Origin of the sequence: Tengunoibacter tsumagoiensis, from assembly GCF_003967535.1 — a bacterium.
Taxonomy (GTDB): domain Bacteria; phylum Chloroflexota; class Ktedonobacteria; order Ktedonobacterales; family Ktedonobacteraceae; genus Tengunoibacter; species Tengunoibacter tsumagoiensis.
Map to the genome: position 1 here is coordinate 2,646,825 of NZ_BIFR01000001.1, position 16,812 is coordinate 2,663,636.

The 16,812-nt window shown below is 49.0% G+C and carries 15 protein-coding genes; 4 read left to right on the forward strand and 11 right to left on the reverse strand.

The features are described 5' to 3' along the window. Positions 1–4: 4 nt before the first annotated feature. The 8 genes from EL628_RS10405 to EL628_RS10440 form a co-directional block, all read right to left on the reverse strand. The gene (locus EL628_RS10405; RefSeq protein WP_161975401.1) at positions 5–721 is read right to left on the reverse strand and encodes a B3/B4 domain-containing protein; all 717 of its coding nucleotides are present in this window, start codon (positions 719–721) and stop codon (positions 5–7) included. A gap of 97 nt (positions 722–818) precedes the next feature. Further along, entirely contained in the window at positions 819–2,069 is a 1,251-nt protein-coding gene (gene trpB / locus EL628_RS10410; protein WP_126579882.1) for a tryptophan synthase subunit beta, read from the reverse strand. Positions 2,070–2,091: 22 nt separating this feature from the next. Continuing rightward, positions 2,092–3,540 carry a bifunctional indole-3-glycerol-phosphate synthase TrpC/phosphoribosylanthranilate isomerase TrpF gene (trpCF, locus tag EL628_RS10415; protein ID WP_126579883.1) on the reverse strand — a complete coding sequence of 483 codons (1,449 nt, stop codon included), beginning with the start codon at positions 3,538–3,540 and terminating at the stop codon, positions 2,092–2,094. 47 nt (positions 3,541–3,587) lie between these two features. Continuing rightward, on the reverse strand, positions 3,588–4,631 hold the full coding sequence (gene trpD, locus EL628_RS10420) for an anthranilate phosphoribosyltransferase (RefSeq protein WP_126579884.1): 1,044 nt from the start codon (positions 4,629–4,631) through the stop codon (positions 3,588–3,590). A 39-nt stretch (positions 4,632–4,670) separates the two neighbouring features. Next, a complete protein-coding gene (locus EL628_RS10425; protein WP_126579885.1) occupies positions 4,671–5,252 on the reverse strand; it encodes an anthranilate synthase component II in 582 nt (193 codons plus the stop codon). A 2-nt stretch (positions 5,253–5,254) separates the two neighbouring features. Further along, complete coding sequence (gene trpE / locus EL628_RS10430; RefSeq protein ID WP_126579886.1) at positions 5,255–6,841, reverse strand: anthranilate synthase component I; 1,587 nt, start codon at positions 6,839–6,841, stop codon at positions 5,255–5,257. Between the two features lie 112 nt (positions 6,842–6,953). Then, on the reverse strand, positions 6,954–8,000 hold the full coding sequence (trpS, locus tag EL628_RS10435) for a tryptophan--tRNA ligase (RefSeq protein WP_126579887.1): 1,047 nt from the start codon (positions 7,998–8,000) through the stop codon (positions 6,954–6,956). A gap of 484 nt (positions 8,001–8,484) precedes the next feature. Beyond that, entirely contained in the window at positions 8,485–9,318 is an 834-nt protein-coding gene (locus EL628_RS10440; RefSeq protein WP_126579888.1) for a LysM peptidoglycan-binding domain-containing protein, read from the reverse strand. A gap of 261 nt (positions 9,319–9,579) precedes the next feature. Between EL628_RS10440 and EL628_RS10445 the strand changes: the two genes are divergently transcribed. The 3 genes from EL628_RS10445 to EL628_RS10455 all read left to right on the forward strand — a co-directional run bounded on the left by EL628_RS10445 (position 9,580) and on the right by EL628_RS10455 (position 12,793). Next, the gene (locus tag EL628_RS10445) at positions 9,580–10,290 is read left to right on the forward strand and encodes a metal-dependent transcriptional regulator (RefSeq protein WP_126579889.1); all 711 of its coding nucleotides are present in this window, start codon (positions 9,580–9,582) and stop codon (positions 10,288–10,290) included. A 337-nt stretch (positions 10,291–10,627) separates the two neighbouring features. Continuing rightward, on the forward strand, positions 10,628–12,364 hold the full coding sequence (locus EL628_RS10450; RefSeq protein WP_161975402.1) for an O-antigen ligase family protein: 1,737 nt from the start codon (positions 10,628–10,630) through the stop codon (positions 12,362–12,364). Between the two features lie 111 nt (positions 12,365–12,475). Further along, a complete protein-coding gene (locus tag EL628_RS10455; protein WP_126579891.1) occupies positions 12,476–12,793 on the forward strand; it encodes a DUF3307 domain-containing protein in 318 nt (105 codons plus the stop codon). A 126-nt stretch (positions 12,794–12,919) separates the two neighbouring features. Here the strand turns inward: EL628_RS10455 and EL628_RS10460 are convergent, their stop codons facing one another. From EL628_RS10460 to purU, 3 genes are all read right to left on the reverse strand, one after another. Further along, complete coding sequence (locus EL628_RS10460; protein WP_218028897.1) at positions 12,920–13,648, reverse strand: PadR family transcriptional regulator; 729 nt, start codon at positions 13,646–13,648, stop codon at positions 12,920–12,922. A gap of 386 nt (positions 13,649–14,034) precedes the next feature. Continuing rightward, entirely contained in the window at positions 14,035–14,442 is a 408-nt protein-coding gene (locus tag EL628_RS10465) for a hypothetical protein (RefSeq protein WP_126579892.1), read from the reverse strand. Positions 14,443–14,866: 424 nt separating this feature from the next. Then, positions 14,867–15,727, reverse strand: coding sequence for a formyltetrahydrofolate deformylase (purU, locus tag EL628_RS10470; protein WP_126579893.1), 861 nt, complete (start codon positions 15,725–15,727; stop codon positions 14,867–14,869). Positions 15,728–16,045: 318 nt separating this feature from the next. On the opposite strand from purU, the gene EL628_RS10475 reads away from it, so the two are divergent. Next, on the forward strand, positions 16,046–16,798 hold the full coding sequence (locus EL628_RS10475; protein ID WP_126579894.1) for an HAD family hydrolase: 753 nt from the start codon (positions 16,046–16,048) through the stop codon (positions 16,796–16,798). The last annotated feature ends 14 nt before the right edge of the window (positions 16,799–16,812 follow it).

Consider the following 16,812-nt stretch of genomic DNA (forward strand, 5'->3'; position numbering starts at 1 on the left):
TTGCTTATACCCTTTCGGTTGAGATGGTGGGATGCTCTGCGTCAATGATGCCAACGGTATAGGTCCCACCTGCGTATTTGTGCAGGAGCTCTTGAAGGTCGATGAGCGCAGCTTGAATAGTGTGGCGTGAGTTGGGATGTTGAGCCTCAATAGCGATGATGGCCGACGTGGTCCCGGCCTGTGCAGCGCTCTGCTCGCTTTGTCTCCAGCACCAACGTCGTGCAATTCCTAGCCCGGTCTCATCAGTAAAGACCACTTCACCTGGTTCGGGATGCTCTTCTTTCTCCTCTCCCAGGTTCGTATACCGTTCATTGCCGGTGGCAAAGTGGACCGTGACAGCTCCTTGAAGAGCGTGGGTATCGATAATCGCGACAGGTAAGGCGTAGCGGATACTCACAAGATTGCCGATATCGACCAAAATATTAATGCTGGGGATATCGCCTTTCTTTGTCAGCCGGCGGAGAAGGGCCTCAGCCGCGCTACGATACTGGGTGGGATCAAGATTGAATGAGCGAAAGGTACTGCGCCAGCCAGCCAGCGTGGGAAGCTGGCTGAGAGGCGTTGTTCCAATCTGCTGTTTGACTCGTTCTTGTTCATGTTGATAGTTTTCCCGCAATGATTCTGGCGTGGGGCCGTTGCGAAGATTCTCTGCCAGAATAATGCCTCCTACAACCTGTGGATAGCGTTCCACAATCTGCGGGGAATACTGGAATGTGCTCATAATACTCCTTAACGAGCGCAAGCAATACATTTTTTATTGGACAGAACAACCGACAGATGAAAGAAAAAGAAGCAAGTGGCTTTAGCGCACGTACACGTTAAAGTGTGACATTTAATGCTTTCGCCACAGTCATCATATCTTTGTCGCCACGGCCCGACAGGTTGACAACGATAAGTGAACCCTCAGGAAGCTTGCCCTGCTCTCCCAGTTCGAGCAGATGCCCCAGAGCATGAGAGGATTCCAGGGCTGGAATAATCCCTTCGGTGCGGCTCAGCGCCTGAAGTCCACGGAGTGCCGTCTCATCGGTTGCTGAGGCATAGGTAGCGCGGCCTGTCTCTTTCAGGTAGCTATGTTCGGGACCAACACCAGGATAATCGAGTCCAGCCGAGATGCTATGGGTATCTACAACCTGACCATCCTCGTTTTGTAAGAGATAGCTATAGGTGCCATGCAGGACGCCAGGACGGCCAGCTACGAGCGTTGAGGCATGTTTTCCCGTCTCCATCCCTGTTCCACCGGCCTCGACTCCAATAAATTGAATATCTGGAACATCTGCAAAGGGATAGAACATGCCAATGGCGTTGCTGCCTCCTCCGACGCAGGCCAGGATCATATCGGGGTATCGGCCCTCCTGCTCGAGGATCTGTTTGCGAGCTTCAATCCCGATCACTGATTGATAATCACGAACGATACGTGGGAAAGGATGGGGGCCAGCGGCAGTGCCAAAGATATAGAAGGTTGTCTCAACATTCGTTACCCAGTCACGAATAGCCTCATTGATGGCATCTTTCAGTGTGCGGGTTCCACTCTTGACCGAGCGGACTTCAGCGCCGAGCAGTTTCATACGGAAGACATTGAGCGACTGGCGTTCGATATCTACCTCGCCCATATAGATGATGCAGTCCAGGCCCAGTTTGGCGCAGACGGTTGCTGTTGCCACGCCATGTTGACCGGCTCCAGTCTCTGCGATAATGCGCTTCTTGCCCATTTTCTTTGCCAGCATGCCCTGTCCCAGTGCATTATTGATCTTGTGGGCTCCTGTATGAGCCAGATCTTCGCGTTTCAGATAGACTTTGACGCCCGGGGCAACGAGCTCTGAGAAGCGTGGAACATAGTGAAGAGTGGTAGGGCGTCCAACATAGCTATGCAACTGGTGGCGGAGTTCGCTCTGAAAGGCCTCATTGGTCAATGATTCTTCGTAGGCGGCTTCCAGTTCGGTAAGTACAGGCATAAGGCTTTCGGGCACAAATTGCCCACCAAAGGTTCCAAAGTGCCCATGATGATCAGGATAGAGCTGATGCTGATAGGCTTCCTGATCTGGTCTGCTCGTCTGTTTTTGTGTGTGCATAAATACTATCCTTTATTCTAAGCTAGGAGAGAGAAGTGAGACTAATCGGCCTGGCTTCAGAGCTCCGTACTTGCGCGAGAAAGGCGCGAATTTTTTGTGAATCCTTCTGTTTGTTTGTTTCAATACCACTGCTGACATCAACTCCCCATGGATGAACCTGTGCGATCGCGGCCAGAACATTCTCAGGAGAGAGCCCTCCAGCCAGGAGAATGGGGAAGTGTTGGGCTGCAATGCGTGCCAGATCCCAATCATGGGTTTTACCGGTTCCGCCCCATTGCGATGCAGGGGTATCAAGTAAGAGACGCCAGGAGACCTCTTGATAGGCCTGAGCCAGTGAGAGATCTTCGAGATTCTGAAACTGAATGGCCTTAATCACCGGGCGTTTGATCTGTTGACAGAGCTCAGGCGATTCATTGCCATGTAACTGGACAAAATGGAGACCTGCCTGCTCTGCTACTTCATTGATATAGGCTGCTTCTTTGTTGACAAAGACGCCGACTAGATCAGGGGCTCCCGTGGTGGGCTGTTGATACCTGGCGCTGGCAGCCAGAAGATCGGGTAGCGTACTGGGAAGAAGATAGCGATGGCTGGGTTCATGAAAGATAAACCCGAGCATATCGGTCCCTGCTTCTACCGCTGTATTGATATGATCAGGAGTGCGAAGGCCGCAGATTTTCACCTGCGTACTCTGATTTGCTCCAGACAATAACGTCTGAATCTGTCCGGGAATATCGTTAGAGACCACCAGCGATTCACCAACGAGCATCCCTTGAACATTGGAGCGGGCGATTCGACGAGCATCGGCGGCAGTATGAATACCGCTTTCGGCGATGACGACGCAATCATTGGGGAGCAATTGGCGAATATCGCGTAAGAGATAGGGGTTCATCTGGAAGGTAACCAGATCCCGACTATTCACGCCGATAATGACAGCCCCAGCGGCAACCGCTCGTTGGGCCTCCTCTTTGCTATGAACCTCAACCAGACAGCGCATGCGTAATTGATTGGCGACCGCGTGTAGATGGTGAAGTTGCTCATCATCGAGGATCGCACAGATCAGCAGAATCGCATCGGCTCCCCAGGAACGTGCCTCATAGACCTGATATTCATCGACAATAAAATCTTTGCGCAAGACAGGGACGCTAACCGCCCCCTTAATGGCCGTTAAAAAAGTTGGCGAGCCCAGGAAGAAATGCGGTTCAGTCAAGACGGAGATCACCGCTGCTCCATTTGCTTCATAGATCTGGGCGGTCTCGACCGGATCGAGATTGGGAGCCAGCAGACCTTTTGAAGGGGAGGCGCGTTTCACCTCGGCGATGAGCTTCACCCGTGAGCGGGGCTCAAAGGCCTCCAGCATATCGCGCGGCTGAGCCTGTGCCATTGCCAGCCGTCGCATCTCCTCCAATGGAATCTCCTGTTTGCGCTGCTCCAGATCTTTCAGCGTTTGTGCGACAATACGTTCTAAAAACATATGGGGTACCTACCTTGCTATACCTTGCTCTGACCTGCTCTAGCTTGCTATTTACTCAAGAGCTGTGATGATTCGATAATTTCTGCCAATTTCAGTCGGGCTTTGCCTTCACGGAGCGTCGCGCTGGCCATTTGAATGCCTTCCTTGATTGAGGATGTAATCTCGCATGCCGTTAGTGCCGCACCGGCATTCAGGCAGATCATCTCCGTGGCTGGCCCAGCCACATAGGATGAGAGCAGTTCTCGTAGCATGCTTGCATTGTGAGCAGGATCACCCCCTTGAATGCTGCGAGCATCAGAGATACGGGTGAGCCCGACCTCCTCAGGGGTGATCGTATATTCACGGAGCTCCTGGCCTGGACGTATCTCACAAATATGCGTGGGTGCGCTGAGCGAACATTCATCGAGTCCATCTGCACCATGGACAATTAATGCATGACGAGTTCCCATATGGAGCAGCACCTCGCCCATTTTGTGGAGATGAGAGATGTCAGCAACGCCCAGCACCTGATAGGGGGTATGAGCTGGATTCGTTAATGGTCCCAGGATATTAAAAACGGTTCGGATACCAATCTCGCGGCGTGTGGGACCAACATACTTCATGGCTGGATGATAGGCTGGAGCGAACATAAAGCCAAAGTTTGTCTGCTCAATACTCTGTGCTAACTGTTCAGGTCCCAGATCAATCTTATAGTCAAGCGCTTCAAGCACATCTGCACTGCCGCATTTGCTTGTAGCCGACCGATTGCCATGCTTTGCCACCACAGCACCAGCGGCGGCGGCCACAATCCCGGCAGCAGTTGAGACATTAAACGTTCCTGCGGAATCGCCGCCAGTGCCACAGGTATCGAGGGCTCTGGTGGCAAAGTCTGCATTCAGATGAACTTGAACAGCTTTTTCGCGCATAACCTGAGCCAGACCAGTAATTTCGTCGACAGTCTCACCACCGGGACGAAGCCGAAGAGCCGTTAAGAACGCTCCTATCTGCGAAGGGGTGGCACTACCAGTCATAATCTCTTCCATTGCCTCAGCAGCTTCAGTCGTACTGAGCCTGGCGCCAGAAGCGATATGAGCAATTGCCTCACGAATCATCTCTCTATCCTCTCTTTTTGACTAGAGTGTGCTTCCATTTTAATGGATACTCTGGTGCTTTTGGTGCAGAAAATTGTGTAGAAGCTGTTTGCCAACAGACGTCATAATTGATTCTGGATGAAACTGCACGCCTTCGACGGGATACTGGCGGTGTCGTAACCCCATAATCAGACCATCTTCTGTCTCTGCTGTGATCTCTAGCGTATCTGGAAGGCTAGAGCGTTCAACGATTAAGCTATGATAGCGAATGGCTTCAAAGGGATGCGGAAGCTGTTGAAAGACCCCCTGATCGGTATGGTGCATCAGAGAGGTCTTCCCATGGATTGGTTCGGGTGCTCGGATAACCCGTCCACCATAGACCTGTCCAATTGATTGATGACCGAGACAGACGCCTAGAATAGGGATAGAAGGGCCAAAGGTTGAGATAACGTCACAAGAGATACCAGCCTCATTAGGTGTACAGGGTCCAGGAGAGACCACAATATGCTCAGGGTGGAGATCGGCAATCTCCGCAAGCGTAATCTGGTCATTCCGTTTTACCACAACCTCTGCTCCCAATTCGGCGAGATATTGATAGAGATTATAGGTAAAGCTATCGTAGTTATCGAGGAGTAACAACATGTTTAGCGTCCCCCCTTCTGTACTTCGCGATTGCGTTGTGCAATTGTTTCAGCATCATCCAGAGCTCGTAGTAAAGCTCTGGCTTTATTAAAGCATTCTTGATATTCACCTTCTGGTGTTGAATCGGCCACCACTCCAGCCCCGGCCTGAATATAGGCTCGTCCATCTTTGACCACCATTGTGCGCAGGGCAATGGCTGTCTCTTGATTCCCGGAATGGCTAAAATAGCCAACAGCACCAGCATAGACGCCGCGTTGTTCGCCCTCAAGTTCGCTGATAATCTCCATCGCGCGAATTTTCGGAGCGCCAGAAACCGTTCCTGCGGGAAAGCCAGCGCGAAGGGCCTCAAAGGGAGTCAGACCTTGACGGAGCTTACCGGCAACATTTGTGACCAGATGCATCACATGGGAATAGCGCTCAATAGTCATAAAATCAGCGATCTTGATCGACCCTACTTCACTGACACGCCCAACATCATTGCGTGCGAGATCAAGCAGCATCACATGCTCGGCCCGTTCTTTTGGATCGTGTTGAAGTTCCTCAGCCAGTAGCTCATCCTGCTGTCTGTCGGCCCCACGAGGTCGGGTGCCAGCGATGGGCCGAATAGTCACTTCATCATCTTCATAGCGGACAAGCAACTCTGGAGAGGCTCCAACGATCTGAAACTCTTTGAGATCAAGAAAGAACATGTAGGGAGAAGGATTGACTGCGCGTAGAGAGCGGTAGATCGTAAATGGAGATGCATTGACATGGCGGCTCAAGCGCTGTGAAGGGACAACCTGGAAAACATCCCCGGCCTTAATATATTCGATTGCCCGGCTAACCATCCCTTCATATTCTGCTTTGGTACGATTCGACCGTACTTGAAGGGCTTTTGGATCGCTCAGTGGCTCTGGCTCTTCTGGTAGCCTGGTTGGTTGAACGAGCTGTTGTTGGACCGCAGCGATGATCGCCATGCCACGTTGATACTCGGCAGCCAGGTCAGGAGCATCAAGATGCAGATGAGTTACAATCCTGACATGGTGTTTGACATGATCAAAGACCAGTACCGTCTCTGTAAAGCTAAAGACAGCGAGAGGTAGATTGAGCTCATTGGGTGGGAGGACAGGCAGGCGTTCAAACGATGCGGCCGCATCATAGGAGAGATAGCCAACTGCGCCACCATGGAAGGTAGGGAGAGAATCGTGCTTTGCATCTGGCAACGGCAGGAGCTGATATTGTCCGAGCTCAGCTTCGATAAAATGAAGTGGATCATGTGCTGTAAGCTCTTCCGTTCGCACAATCGTCGCCCCATTGGCTTCGTAGGTCATATATTGGAGCGTGATCGTCTCACCGCGCTGAGTCATTACCAGATAGGGGTCCAGCCCAATAAACGAATAGCGCTTCACATGCTCACCACCAGAGACGCTCTCGAGAAGAAAACTGTATGGTCGGAGGGCTGTTTTGCAATAGGCTGAGACGGGAGTCTCCATATCAGCCAGGATATCGGAATAGAGCGGAAGAAGAGGTCGGCGTCCATCTTGTGGTATTGTCTTGCTCAATTGTAAGACCTCTTCATATTCTGGATAATATGGAATCGGATAATCCATAATGTGCTCCCTTTCTCTTGGCCCAGATGTGTTGTAAGATGTTCAATCAATGGATGACAGGAGGAGCCAGCTCTCTATGCATAAAGAGAGCATCGGGCTCCTCTCAGTCTGGTTATCCAAGCCCCACCACATCCTTCATGTGTTGTAGCGTTGACGCAGCCAGCGGACGAATATCATCGGCACCCTGCTTAAGAATTCCCTCGAGCGTAGGGAGATCACTCATCAGTTCGTGATAGCGAGCCTGAATGGGGCGTAGCGTCTCGACGATCTGATCAGTAAGAACTGCTTTAAAATCGCCATAGCCCTTACCAGCGAATTCAGCCTCAATCGTCTCCTGGCTCTGACCTGTCAGACTGCGATAAATCTCTAACAGGCAGGTGATTCCAGGGCGAGCGGGATCAAATTTCACCAGGCGTTCAGAATCAGTCGTAGCCCGACCAATCTTCTTTTTAATTGTTTTCGGATCATCAAGCAGATTAATATAAGCGTTTGGATTGGGATCGCTCTTGCTCATCTTTTTTGTTGGATCTTCCAGCGACATAATACGAGCCCCTACCGTACGAATTTGAGGCTCCGGAATAGTAAAAACAGCCTGATTGTATGTGCTGTTAAAACGTTGAGCCAGATCGCGTGTGAGCTCAAGATGTTGCCGCTGGTCATCGCCAACGGGGACATAATGCGTCTGATAGAGGAGAATATCGCAGGCCATCAGGACAGGATAACAATAGAGGCCAGTATCGACCGTATCCATATTATTGCCAGCTTTGGTTTTAAACTGCGTCATACGGTTCAACCAGCCCATAGGTGTAAAGCAGTTCATGATCCAGCTGGCCTCTGCGTGTTCGCGGACATGAGACTGAATAAAGAGCTTGCAATAGCGTGCATCGAGTCCACAAGCCAGATAGAGGGCTGCGAGGCGGCGGGAGTTCGTATGAAGTTCTTTTGGATCGATGGGCAGAGTAATGGCATGCAGATCCACGATACAAAAGATATTCTCATACTCTGCCTGTGATCCGACCCAGTTGCGGATAGCCCCCAGATAATTTCCCAGATGAACATTTCCAGTTGGCTGAATGCCAGAGAAAACGCGTTTTTTGGTTGAGCCCTGTACATCGTTTACCCCCTGATTCGCAACCTCTGAATGAATGCTTGTTGACATGAGACAACCTCCCCTGCAAAGAAAATTCGCACTATTGCGTACGTCTATTGTGTGCATAAAAAAAACGCCTCTCATCCCTGGTCAAGGACGAGAAGCGTGAATAAGCGCTTTCGTGGTACCACCTTGTTTTAGATTCTCTGCAACAAAAAAACGAGCAGACAATCCCTCTTGCCGGATACGAGACACTATCATTTTTGATAGGTTGAGATATCCTGTCCTCAGTAACGGGGGACGTTCCGAAAGAGTACTACTAAGAGAGCCAGCAGGCTTATTCTTTTCGCTCTTTAGCTAGCAGGTCCATTCCATACGCTTAGTGGTACCGGTTTTCACCATAGCCGGCTCTCTGTGCCCCTGTAAGGGTATGTACTCTTCCTGTTCGTAGCTTCGATATGTGTATTGTGTCTGTTCAGAGTATAAAGGCAACGGAGGATCTTGTCAAGGTGGAAATAAGAATCATCTGGTAAATTTGCGCTTTATTAACGAACTACCTATATCGTTGCATCAGACCCAGGACATTATTCACATAGCCCCAATTAAAGATGCCGCGCCGAATGACATTCACCCCACCTTCGTTATAGGCGCTAATAATCTTTACGAGATTGCCATGGAAGCCAACCCAGAGATCGTGTAAATACAGGGCACCTAATTCGATATTGTCCCAGAGCTGATAGGGGTTGTAGGTAACCCCAGCCTGTCGATTCAGACCCATGGCAGTATAAGGCATAATCTGCATCACCCCAATGCCACCATCGTGGGAGATCACATGCTGACGCCAGCCACTTTCTTGCCAGGCAATAGCCAGTAAGAGATTAGCAGGCAGGTTATAGCGAGCAGCCGCCTGTCGTAAAAGGACCAGGATCTGTCCCTGAGTTGAAGAGCCCAGTGCATCGTAGGCATACCAGCTCACTGCACCATTGGGGCGGACTGTCGCATAATTCACCGCGAAACTGCGCCCGATCGTCGCCACTGCGCCCTGAGGAATTGAAATACAGAGCTGTTGACCGACATAAATCAGGTTGACATTGGCAATGTTATTCACCCCGGCAAGATTGTTGACGGAGGTACGATAGCTCCAGGCGAGATTGCCAAGGGTATCGCCATAGGTCACGCGATGCCAGACACAGGTGCGGCCCTGGCCAGGATAGGCCGCATAGGCATCAGATTGTTTGCCAGCACCGAAGAGAGACGCGAGCACGAAAAATACAATACACAGGAGAAGAGAGAACTGCCTAAAAATAGGGGCATAGAGGAGCTGTATCCCTTTTTGTAATCCCTGTTTATAGGAGTGTTCACTCTCACCTGATCTGAAAGAGTCCATTTGAATTATACCCCTTCCTTCTCTTTTTTATTGACAATGCTCATCTGCTCTAACTATATCTTTCTATTAAATAGGGTCATTTGGTCATGTGTATAAATGCTTGAGCTTATCAGCCTGGAGAAGCATTTCCGTGGCCATCGTTTGTTGAGAGATAGACCATACAGCCAAAAAATGGTAAACTGAGAAGAATTGTAAGGGCTTGTATCAGAGTACGTAAAACGAGTGCTGAAGAGCTATATGAGTGGATAAGATGGAACATTTATGAAAACAGACGAAATGTTAAGTGCGACGGTCGAAGAATATTTAGAGACCATCTATAACCTCAGCATGGAGAACGAAGTGGTAATCGGAGCGCGTCTTGCCGAACGATTTAATGTTGCGCCTCCAACCGTGACAGAGATGCTAAAACGTCTGGTGCGGGATGGGTACATTGCTATGAATCAGAAGCGGCAGGTTGCATTGACCGAGGCGGGTTATCAAGCTGCCGAAGCAGTCTTGAGACGTCACCGGCTGACGGAACGTTTTCTTGTCGATATGTTAGGAATGCAGTGGCACGAGGTTCATGAAGAGGCCTGTCGTTTAGAACACTTTATCTCAGGCGCAGTAGAAGCGCGTGTGATCGCTAATCTTGCGACCCCCACAACCTGTCCCCATGGAAACCCTATTCCGGGGCTGGTTCCTAATGCACGCACCTACCTTCAGGATCATCATGCTGTGAGATTATCGGCTCTCTCGACCGGAACAGCGGGAACAATCTTCTGCATCTCCGAAGTCGTTGAAGATGAAGAGGCGTTAATATTTTATCTTCAGCAGAAGGGTTTAACGCCGGGAACCCAGTTTACGTTGCTTGCACAAAACTGTGAAGAGACGCAAACGGCTGAAGAATGCATCCGCTTGCAGGTTGCTGGACAGGACGTTTTTATTAGCCTGCCTGTTGCAAGAAAATTATGGGTTACACTGCGGATCGCTTGATCCTCAGTGCCCCGCTCTCCTTCTTTTCGATTCCTCTCTTTTCTACGTACAGTCTTCTGCCCACTTCAGTTTTGAAATGCTCCACTAGGATATTATAGGTATAGAGCAGGCTTTTATCTCTCTAATAAACCATGTATATGATATGATCTGAGCTAAGAGCAGGAGAGGTGCATTCGGAAAAAAAAGATTATCTACTGCTGAAATCTGACGATGTAGCGTTCAAAGTCGTCTTGTTTTGCCTCTCACAAATTATTTTACGGTTATGTGCAAGATAGAGTCCTTTGCTCTACCCTATTAGAGAGATTGGCACACAGCTGTGCGGAATGGTTTAATGAAAATGAGTAGCCAACATATTTCACTGTCTCATTCTGATGCTCAATCACGTGCACAGGATATGAATGAGCAAACACAATTATCACCAACGGTCCTCCTGCTTCAGGGGACGAAGAGTCGCTGGCATGATCGCTTAATCGAGGGAGCGCTTATTATCTCGATGGCATTGTATTATCTCATTGGGAATGGAAACTACAAGCCACATCTGGGGTTTCTGGCTTCTCTTCATCCTCTCTTTGCTTTGCCCTTTTTTATTCTTTTCCTCTGCCTTTGTTGGTACCGTCTTCCTTTTGCAGTTGCGCTGTTACCTTTGACATTGCCCTATTATTTATTGCAGAAGACGGTCGTTGGGCATGCTAATTTTAGCCTGGTTGAGATTACCCTCTGGCTCTGCCTGGCGATTGCATCGATACAGTGGCTTCTTCAGCGGAAAAAGTGGCGTTTTCATGTTTCATGGAGCATAATGCGCGAACGGTCTGGACCTTTTCTCTGGGCTGCGGGCATCTTTTGTCTCTTTGCTCTGCTTTCTATCTCGCAGGCATATCAACCGAGCAATGCTGAGCGAGCAGTGCGTGAAGAGGTAATAGGGCCATTGCTCTACCTTCTCCTGGTTCTTATTTGTTTGCGCACACGGCAGGATCTCTTACGTCTCCTGAGCGCTCTCTTTGGAACGGGACTGTTCATTGTAATTCTGGGTATCATACAATACTTTTTCTTTAAAAATTCTATAGGGCCTGATGCTTCAAATTTGCAGCGAATCACAACCGTGTATGGGAGCGCAAATAATATTGCATTACTTATAGATTATACTTTGCCAATTGGGATCGCCTTTATACTGGGGAGCGTTTCCTGGCGTGCACGCTTACTCGTTGGACTTCTCTGTCTCCCATTTCTCTTCGTGCTCTTGCAGAGTGACTCGCGGGGTGGTGCTCTGGTTGCGATTCCGGTGGCCAGCCTCTTTGTGCTGGCGTTCTCTATTCGGAACCGAAAAGTCTTGTTATTCGGTTCGTTAGCCTGTGCCATCATTGGAATTGGAGTGGTCTCACTCTATCACGACAGAATCTATCAATCCATCGTGACTGGTCATGAGAGCCAGCATACCATCAACAATGTGGTAGTGAATCAGAGTACTGCAGCCAAGCGTCTCTATCTCTGGGAAAGTGCCTGGCACATGATTCAGGACAGTCCCTGGTTAGGGTATGGAATGGACAACTGGCTCTGTCATTATAGTAATGATTGGACCAATGAGTGTCTCTATACCAAATATCAGCAAGAGCATCATCCCGCTACCATCGTAAATGGGCTCTATCAGCCTGGCCCGACGCATCCCAAAATACCAGCCTATTGGATTATCATTGATCCTCAGACAGGTGCTTTTACAGGCTTGAGTGATGAACCAAACCTTTCGCATCCGCACAATATTTTTCTGCACGTATGGGTGAGTATTGGAGTGTTTGGTCTATGCGCTTTTGTGGCCGTACTTATTCTCTTCTACTGGCTTTTTGCGCGGCTCTTATGGTATCTCAATCGGACCGAGACGAGCGAGAGGTCGTATCTCCGTTGGGCAACTATTGCAGTAGGTGGTGCGATGGTTGCGGGATTGGTTCAGGGGCAGGTAGATAGTGCATTTCTCGAGCAAGATCTCTCCTTCTGTTTCTGGACCCTGGTCGCGTCGCTGCTGTTGGTCCGTCTCTTAGCGGGTATGCCCTGGCGTGTGCTGATCTCGAATGCCAGCAACTGAGTGAGCTGCAGAACGGAAAAAGCTCACCATAGCTCTGAGAGATAGCTCATAGCCTCACTCTTATAAAAACGATACACTCACGAGAAAGTTTTTGTAAGAGGGAGAAAGAGGATGGCTATACAACTGGCGCTACCACCATTGATGATCTGGCTTGCCTGCCATTTTATTGGTGATTTTGCATTCCAGAGCAGCTGGATGAGTGCTGAAAAAGGGAAAAGTTGGGAAGTGAATTTTTATCACTGTGCAACGTATACCGCGGTTTTTATTATTTTTGCGCACACCTCACTTCTCGCAACCAGCATCCTTCTGAGTACGCATTTTATTATTGATACATTGAAGGCTCGCTATAGGATCATTGGACCGATCTGGTTAGATCAGCTCTTGCATATCCTGGTAATTTTTGGTCTGGTGGGATTTCATCTTACGTAAGACGAGTTGTCCACATGATATCAAGAAGAGACAAAGGCCGAACCGGTGTACAGCGTAAGCGCTGCAACGGGTTCGGCCTTTGTCCATTGGCCTGACCACGTGAGAGAGGAAGGAATGGCATGGAGCTTACTGCGGAGAGTCCGTTTTAGGGGCCTCGGCCTTTTCTTCATAGATGAGAGAGGTCAGCGCCTGACGAGTAGTCTCAATGATCGTACGGAAGCGGGCGCGTTTTCCGGGTTCCTGGAATGCCTGGCGACCGGCGATAGCAAAGAGGCGTGCAACCTCTATCGCTTCACTGCGCAGGGCCTGAACCTCGGGTTCATTCCATTGACGACCAAACTCGCGTGCCCATGGAGGGCCATAAAAACTGCTCTCCTCATCTTTTTTGTGCTCGCTGAGAAAAGCACGTCCATTGTCAGTGATGCTATAGATTTTTTTGCCATCGGCGAGATTCACGGTCACCAGACCCCGATCTTCAAGCATCTGCAATGTTGGATAGATGGAGCCAGCGCTGGGCGAATAGATGCCGTTAGAGCGCTCCTCGAGGGCCTTCATCATCTCATAGCCATGCATAGAACGCTCGGCAAGGAGTTCAAGGAGGGCATATTTTAGATCGCCCCGGCCAAAGAAGCGTCGATGTCCAGGACCTTCCTCGCCTCCTCCAAAGCCAAACGGCCCTTGTGGACCAAATGGGCCCCCATGGCCAAAGGGGCCACCATGTTTACGACGCATCTCAAAAAAGCGAGGTCCACGGAACCAGCCCTCTTTGTGATGATGGTGATGACGATGACGATTTGTATTGCACTCTTCGCCAGCAAACTCGAACGCGAAGCGTTTCTGAAATTGATCAAACATAGACGGAAGTTCTCCTTTGTCTCGTTGTATTCTCATTGAACCGATATATCGGTAACTCATAATGAAAGTATACCGATATATCGGTAACTTGTCAAGAGAAATTTGCCTGAAGATAGAGCATGGAGAAACGGCCTTGAAAGATGGGGCATGGTCGTCAGATGAAGGGATAAAAAAAAGAGCAGATCTACTCTCCAATGTGGGGGAAAGGAGAGTAGACCTGCTCTAAACATGTTTTGGTCAGTGATAGAAAAATATCCAACCTGGGATAGGCTTCATCTGGGCATCATAGCTCGTTCTGCTGCTTGTTTTCCATCAATGCATCGTTCTATACGAATAGAGAGATGCCATAGAGACCAAATAGGCGCTGAGCGAGAAAGGTAGAGGCGTCAAGAGACGCGGCTATGCCAACTTGTTGCCAGGAGCGCGTAGTAGCTATGACTGACAAGTGACCATAATGCTTGAAAGAAGGCAGGTTCGCGCTTCTCTAAATTGCGCATCAGGACTTGTTGTTTTTCTGAACCAGCCAGGCAGAAGCTACCACCTGCATGGAGATTCAACTCATGTAAGACAGTACGAAGACGTTTTTCATTCAACAGCAACGTTGTTTTGTGCTCGGCATTGGGTTGGAGATGGCGCAACAGCTCGTCAGTGAGGTGCAGACTGGAGGGGGCAGGAAAATCCTTGTCCGACGGAATGAGAAGATCGATCATGGTGTTCAACTGAGCTTTTTCTTCAAAGCTAAGCTCAATGACCCTTTTTCGAAATCTCGGTGTGAGCCGAAGCATGTCGCTCATGAAAACTCCTCTAAATGGTGTTTGGAGATTGGTGGTAGTCTGCGCTACCTTCCCTAATAGTATCATATCACTTGTAACTAATACAACAATTTTATGGCTGTTTTACCCCTTTCTACGCAGGATTTTAAGCATAAATTAATCTTTTTTCATCTTTTCTGGGAAGGTCAGGATAGATATGGTGTGCTTTGACATGTTTTGGTACTTTTGGGTGTATCATAAAAAAGGTGAGTATGTATTCATTTGTGCTCATACTCACCGCTCGTGGGGAATGCCTGTGAATCTATTATTTGTGATTTTTATTGGACGATGATTTCACTGATTGAATAGATAATCAGTGCTATTTTTATTGGTCATGGTGTGATTATTATTATGGCTTCTCTTGTGGGGAGAATACCCTATTTATTCTATAAATGTCTGAGCGATACTAGAATACAATGGTCTTGTTCTCATAGACAAGAATGCGATCGGTGGTATGGAGCCGTACTGCTTCTGCCAGAACGCGGCGTTCCACGTCTCGTCCTTTGCGAATGAGATCCTGAACGTTATCGCGGTGGTCACAATGGATGACATCCTGAGCGATAATCGGCCCTTCATCCAGTTGATTGGTGACATAGTGAGCGGTAGCTCCGATCAGTTTCACGCCGCGCGTAAAGGCCTGGGCATAGGGACTGGCTCCAATGAAAGCGGGCAGGAAGCTATGATGGATATTAATGATGCGCTGAGGATAGGTATTCACAAAGAATGGTTCTAAGATCTGCATATAGCGGGCAAGAATGAGAAAATCGACGGTATCACCAATGAAATCGACGATGCGTTGTTCATCGGCGATGCGACTTTCGCGCTGAACAGGAAAATAATAGAATGGGATACCATACATCTGTGCCAGCCCTTCCAGCCTGGTATGGTTGCTAATGATAAAAGGAATCTCCATTGCCAGCTCTCCCATCTTCCAGCGCCAGAGCAGATCGACCAGACAGTGATCATATTTTGAGACCAGGATGCCAGCACGTTTGCGTTCACGTGAATAGGAGACGCGCCACTGCATCTGAAAGCGGTCGGCAATGGGTTGGAATTTGCTGTGGAGCTCAGTAGGGGAGAGGGTAAAGCCTTCTTCACCAAAACGAATGCGCATAAAGAATGTGCATTCTTCCTGATTGGTGGAATGCTGATCAGATTCAAGAATATTGCCCTGATGAGCAAAAATAAAGCGTGAGACTTCAGCCACAATGCCCGGCTGATCAGGGCAGGAGATTAAGAGGGTGATGGTCTGTTTCTCGGTGGGCATGATCTTTGGTCCTTTCCACTATGTGGTCGTCCTGCGCTACTGGCTCAGGTGAACCATTGCAGGAAGATTGCTGTCAAAGACATTGAGGGCAATGTCGCAAGGCTTAGTCTGTAAGAGTAATCCATTAGTTGTGTATGCTACTGTGCTTTTGCCGGACTGTCAAATGGATCGTTGAGCGATGGTGCCTGCTGTAAGCTATCTCGTCTATTGAAGATACTGCCTGCAATAGGCGATTTGATGACAATCTCTTAATTCTAGTATAGAATAGAGAGCTGTATGTTGTGAAAAATTATCTATTTCTATACGCAGGAGACAGAGATGGAGCGTTATGTCCTTTTTCTGGATGATGGTGGGGTTATGAACGATAATCAGCAGCGTGGAGTTCAATGGCCACCATTAGTTGGAGCTTTTTTTGCTCCACGCCTGGGGGGAAGTATCGAGGCCTGGGCTGAGGCAAATCGACGCGTTATAACGGATCTTCTTGATCCAGCGAATTGGCGTTTGCGTATTCAACGAGCTACCAGCTATATGCATTTTGATCGCGATTATCAATTTGACTGGTTGGCAGAGATGTGTGCTCTTGTAGGTATCTCGCACCCTCCTGTAGAGGAATGTATTGAGCTGGCACATCAAGCTGTCAATTGGATTACGCCACAGGTGAAATCAGCGTTTCCGGGGGTTGTTGAGACAATTCATCAATTATATGAGGATGGGTACACCTTATATACAGCCTCTGGAGAGGGATCAATGGATCTGGAGGGATATCTCACAGGGATGGGGGTTGCACATTGCTTTCAACGTCTGTATGGGCCGGATCACTTCGATGCATTTAAAGAGAGCCCGATGTATTATGAGCGGCTCTTCGAGCATTCAGGGATTCATTCAGGCGATGCACTGATCATTGATGATACGCCTCGTGCGATTAATTGGGCGGCGCAATCAGGGGCGCAGACTGTATTGATTGCTCGTCAGCCCGTAGCAGGATGCCTGGCAGATTATACGATTCCTGACCTGGCCGCATTACCAGCACTTTTAAAGAGCGTTATCCGTGATCAAACTGTAGAGATTTAACAGAGCAGATTGTG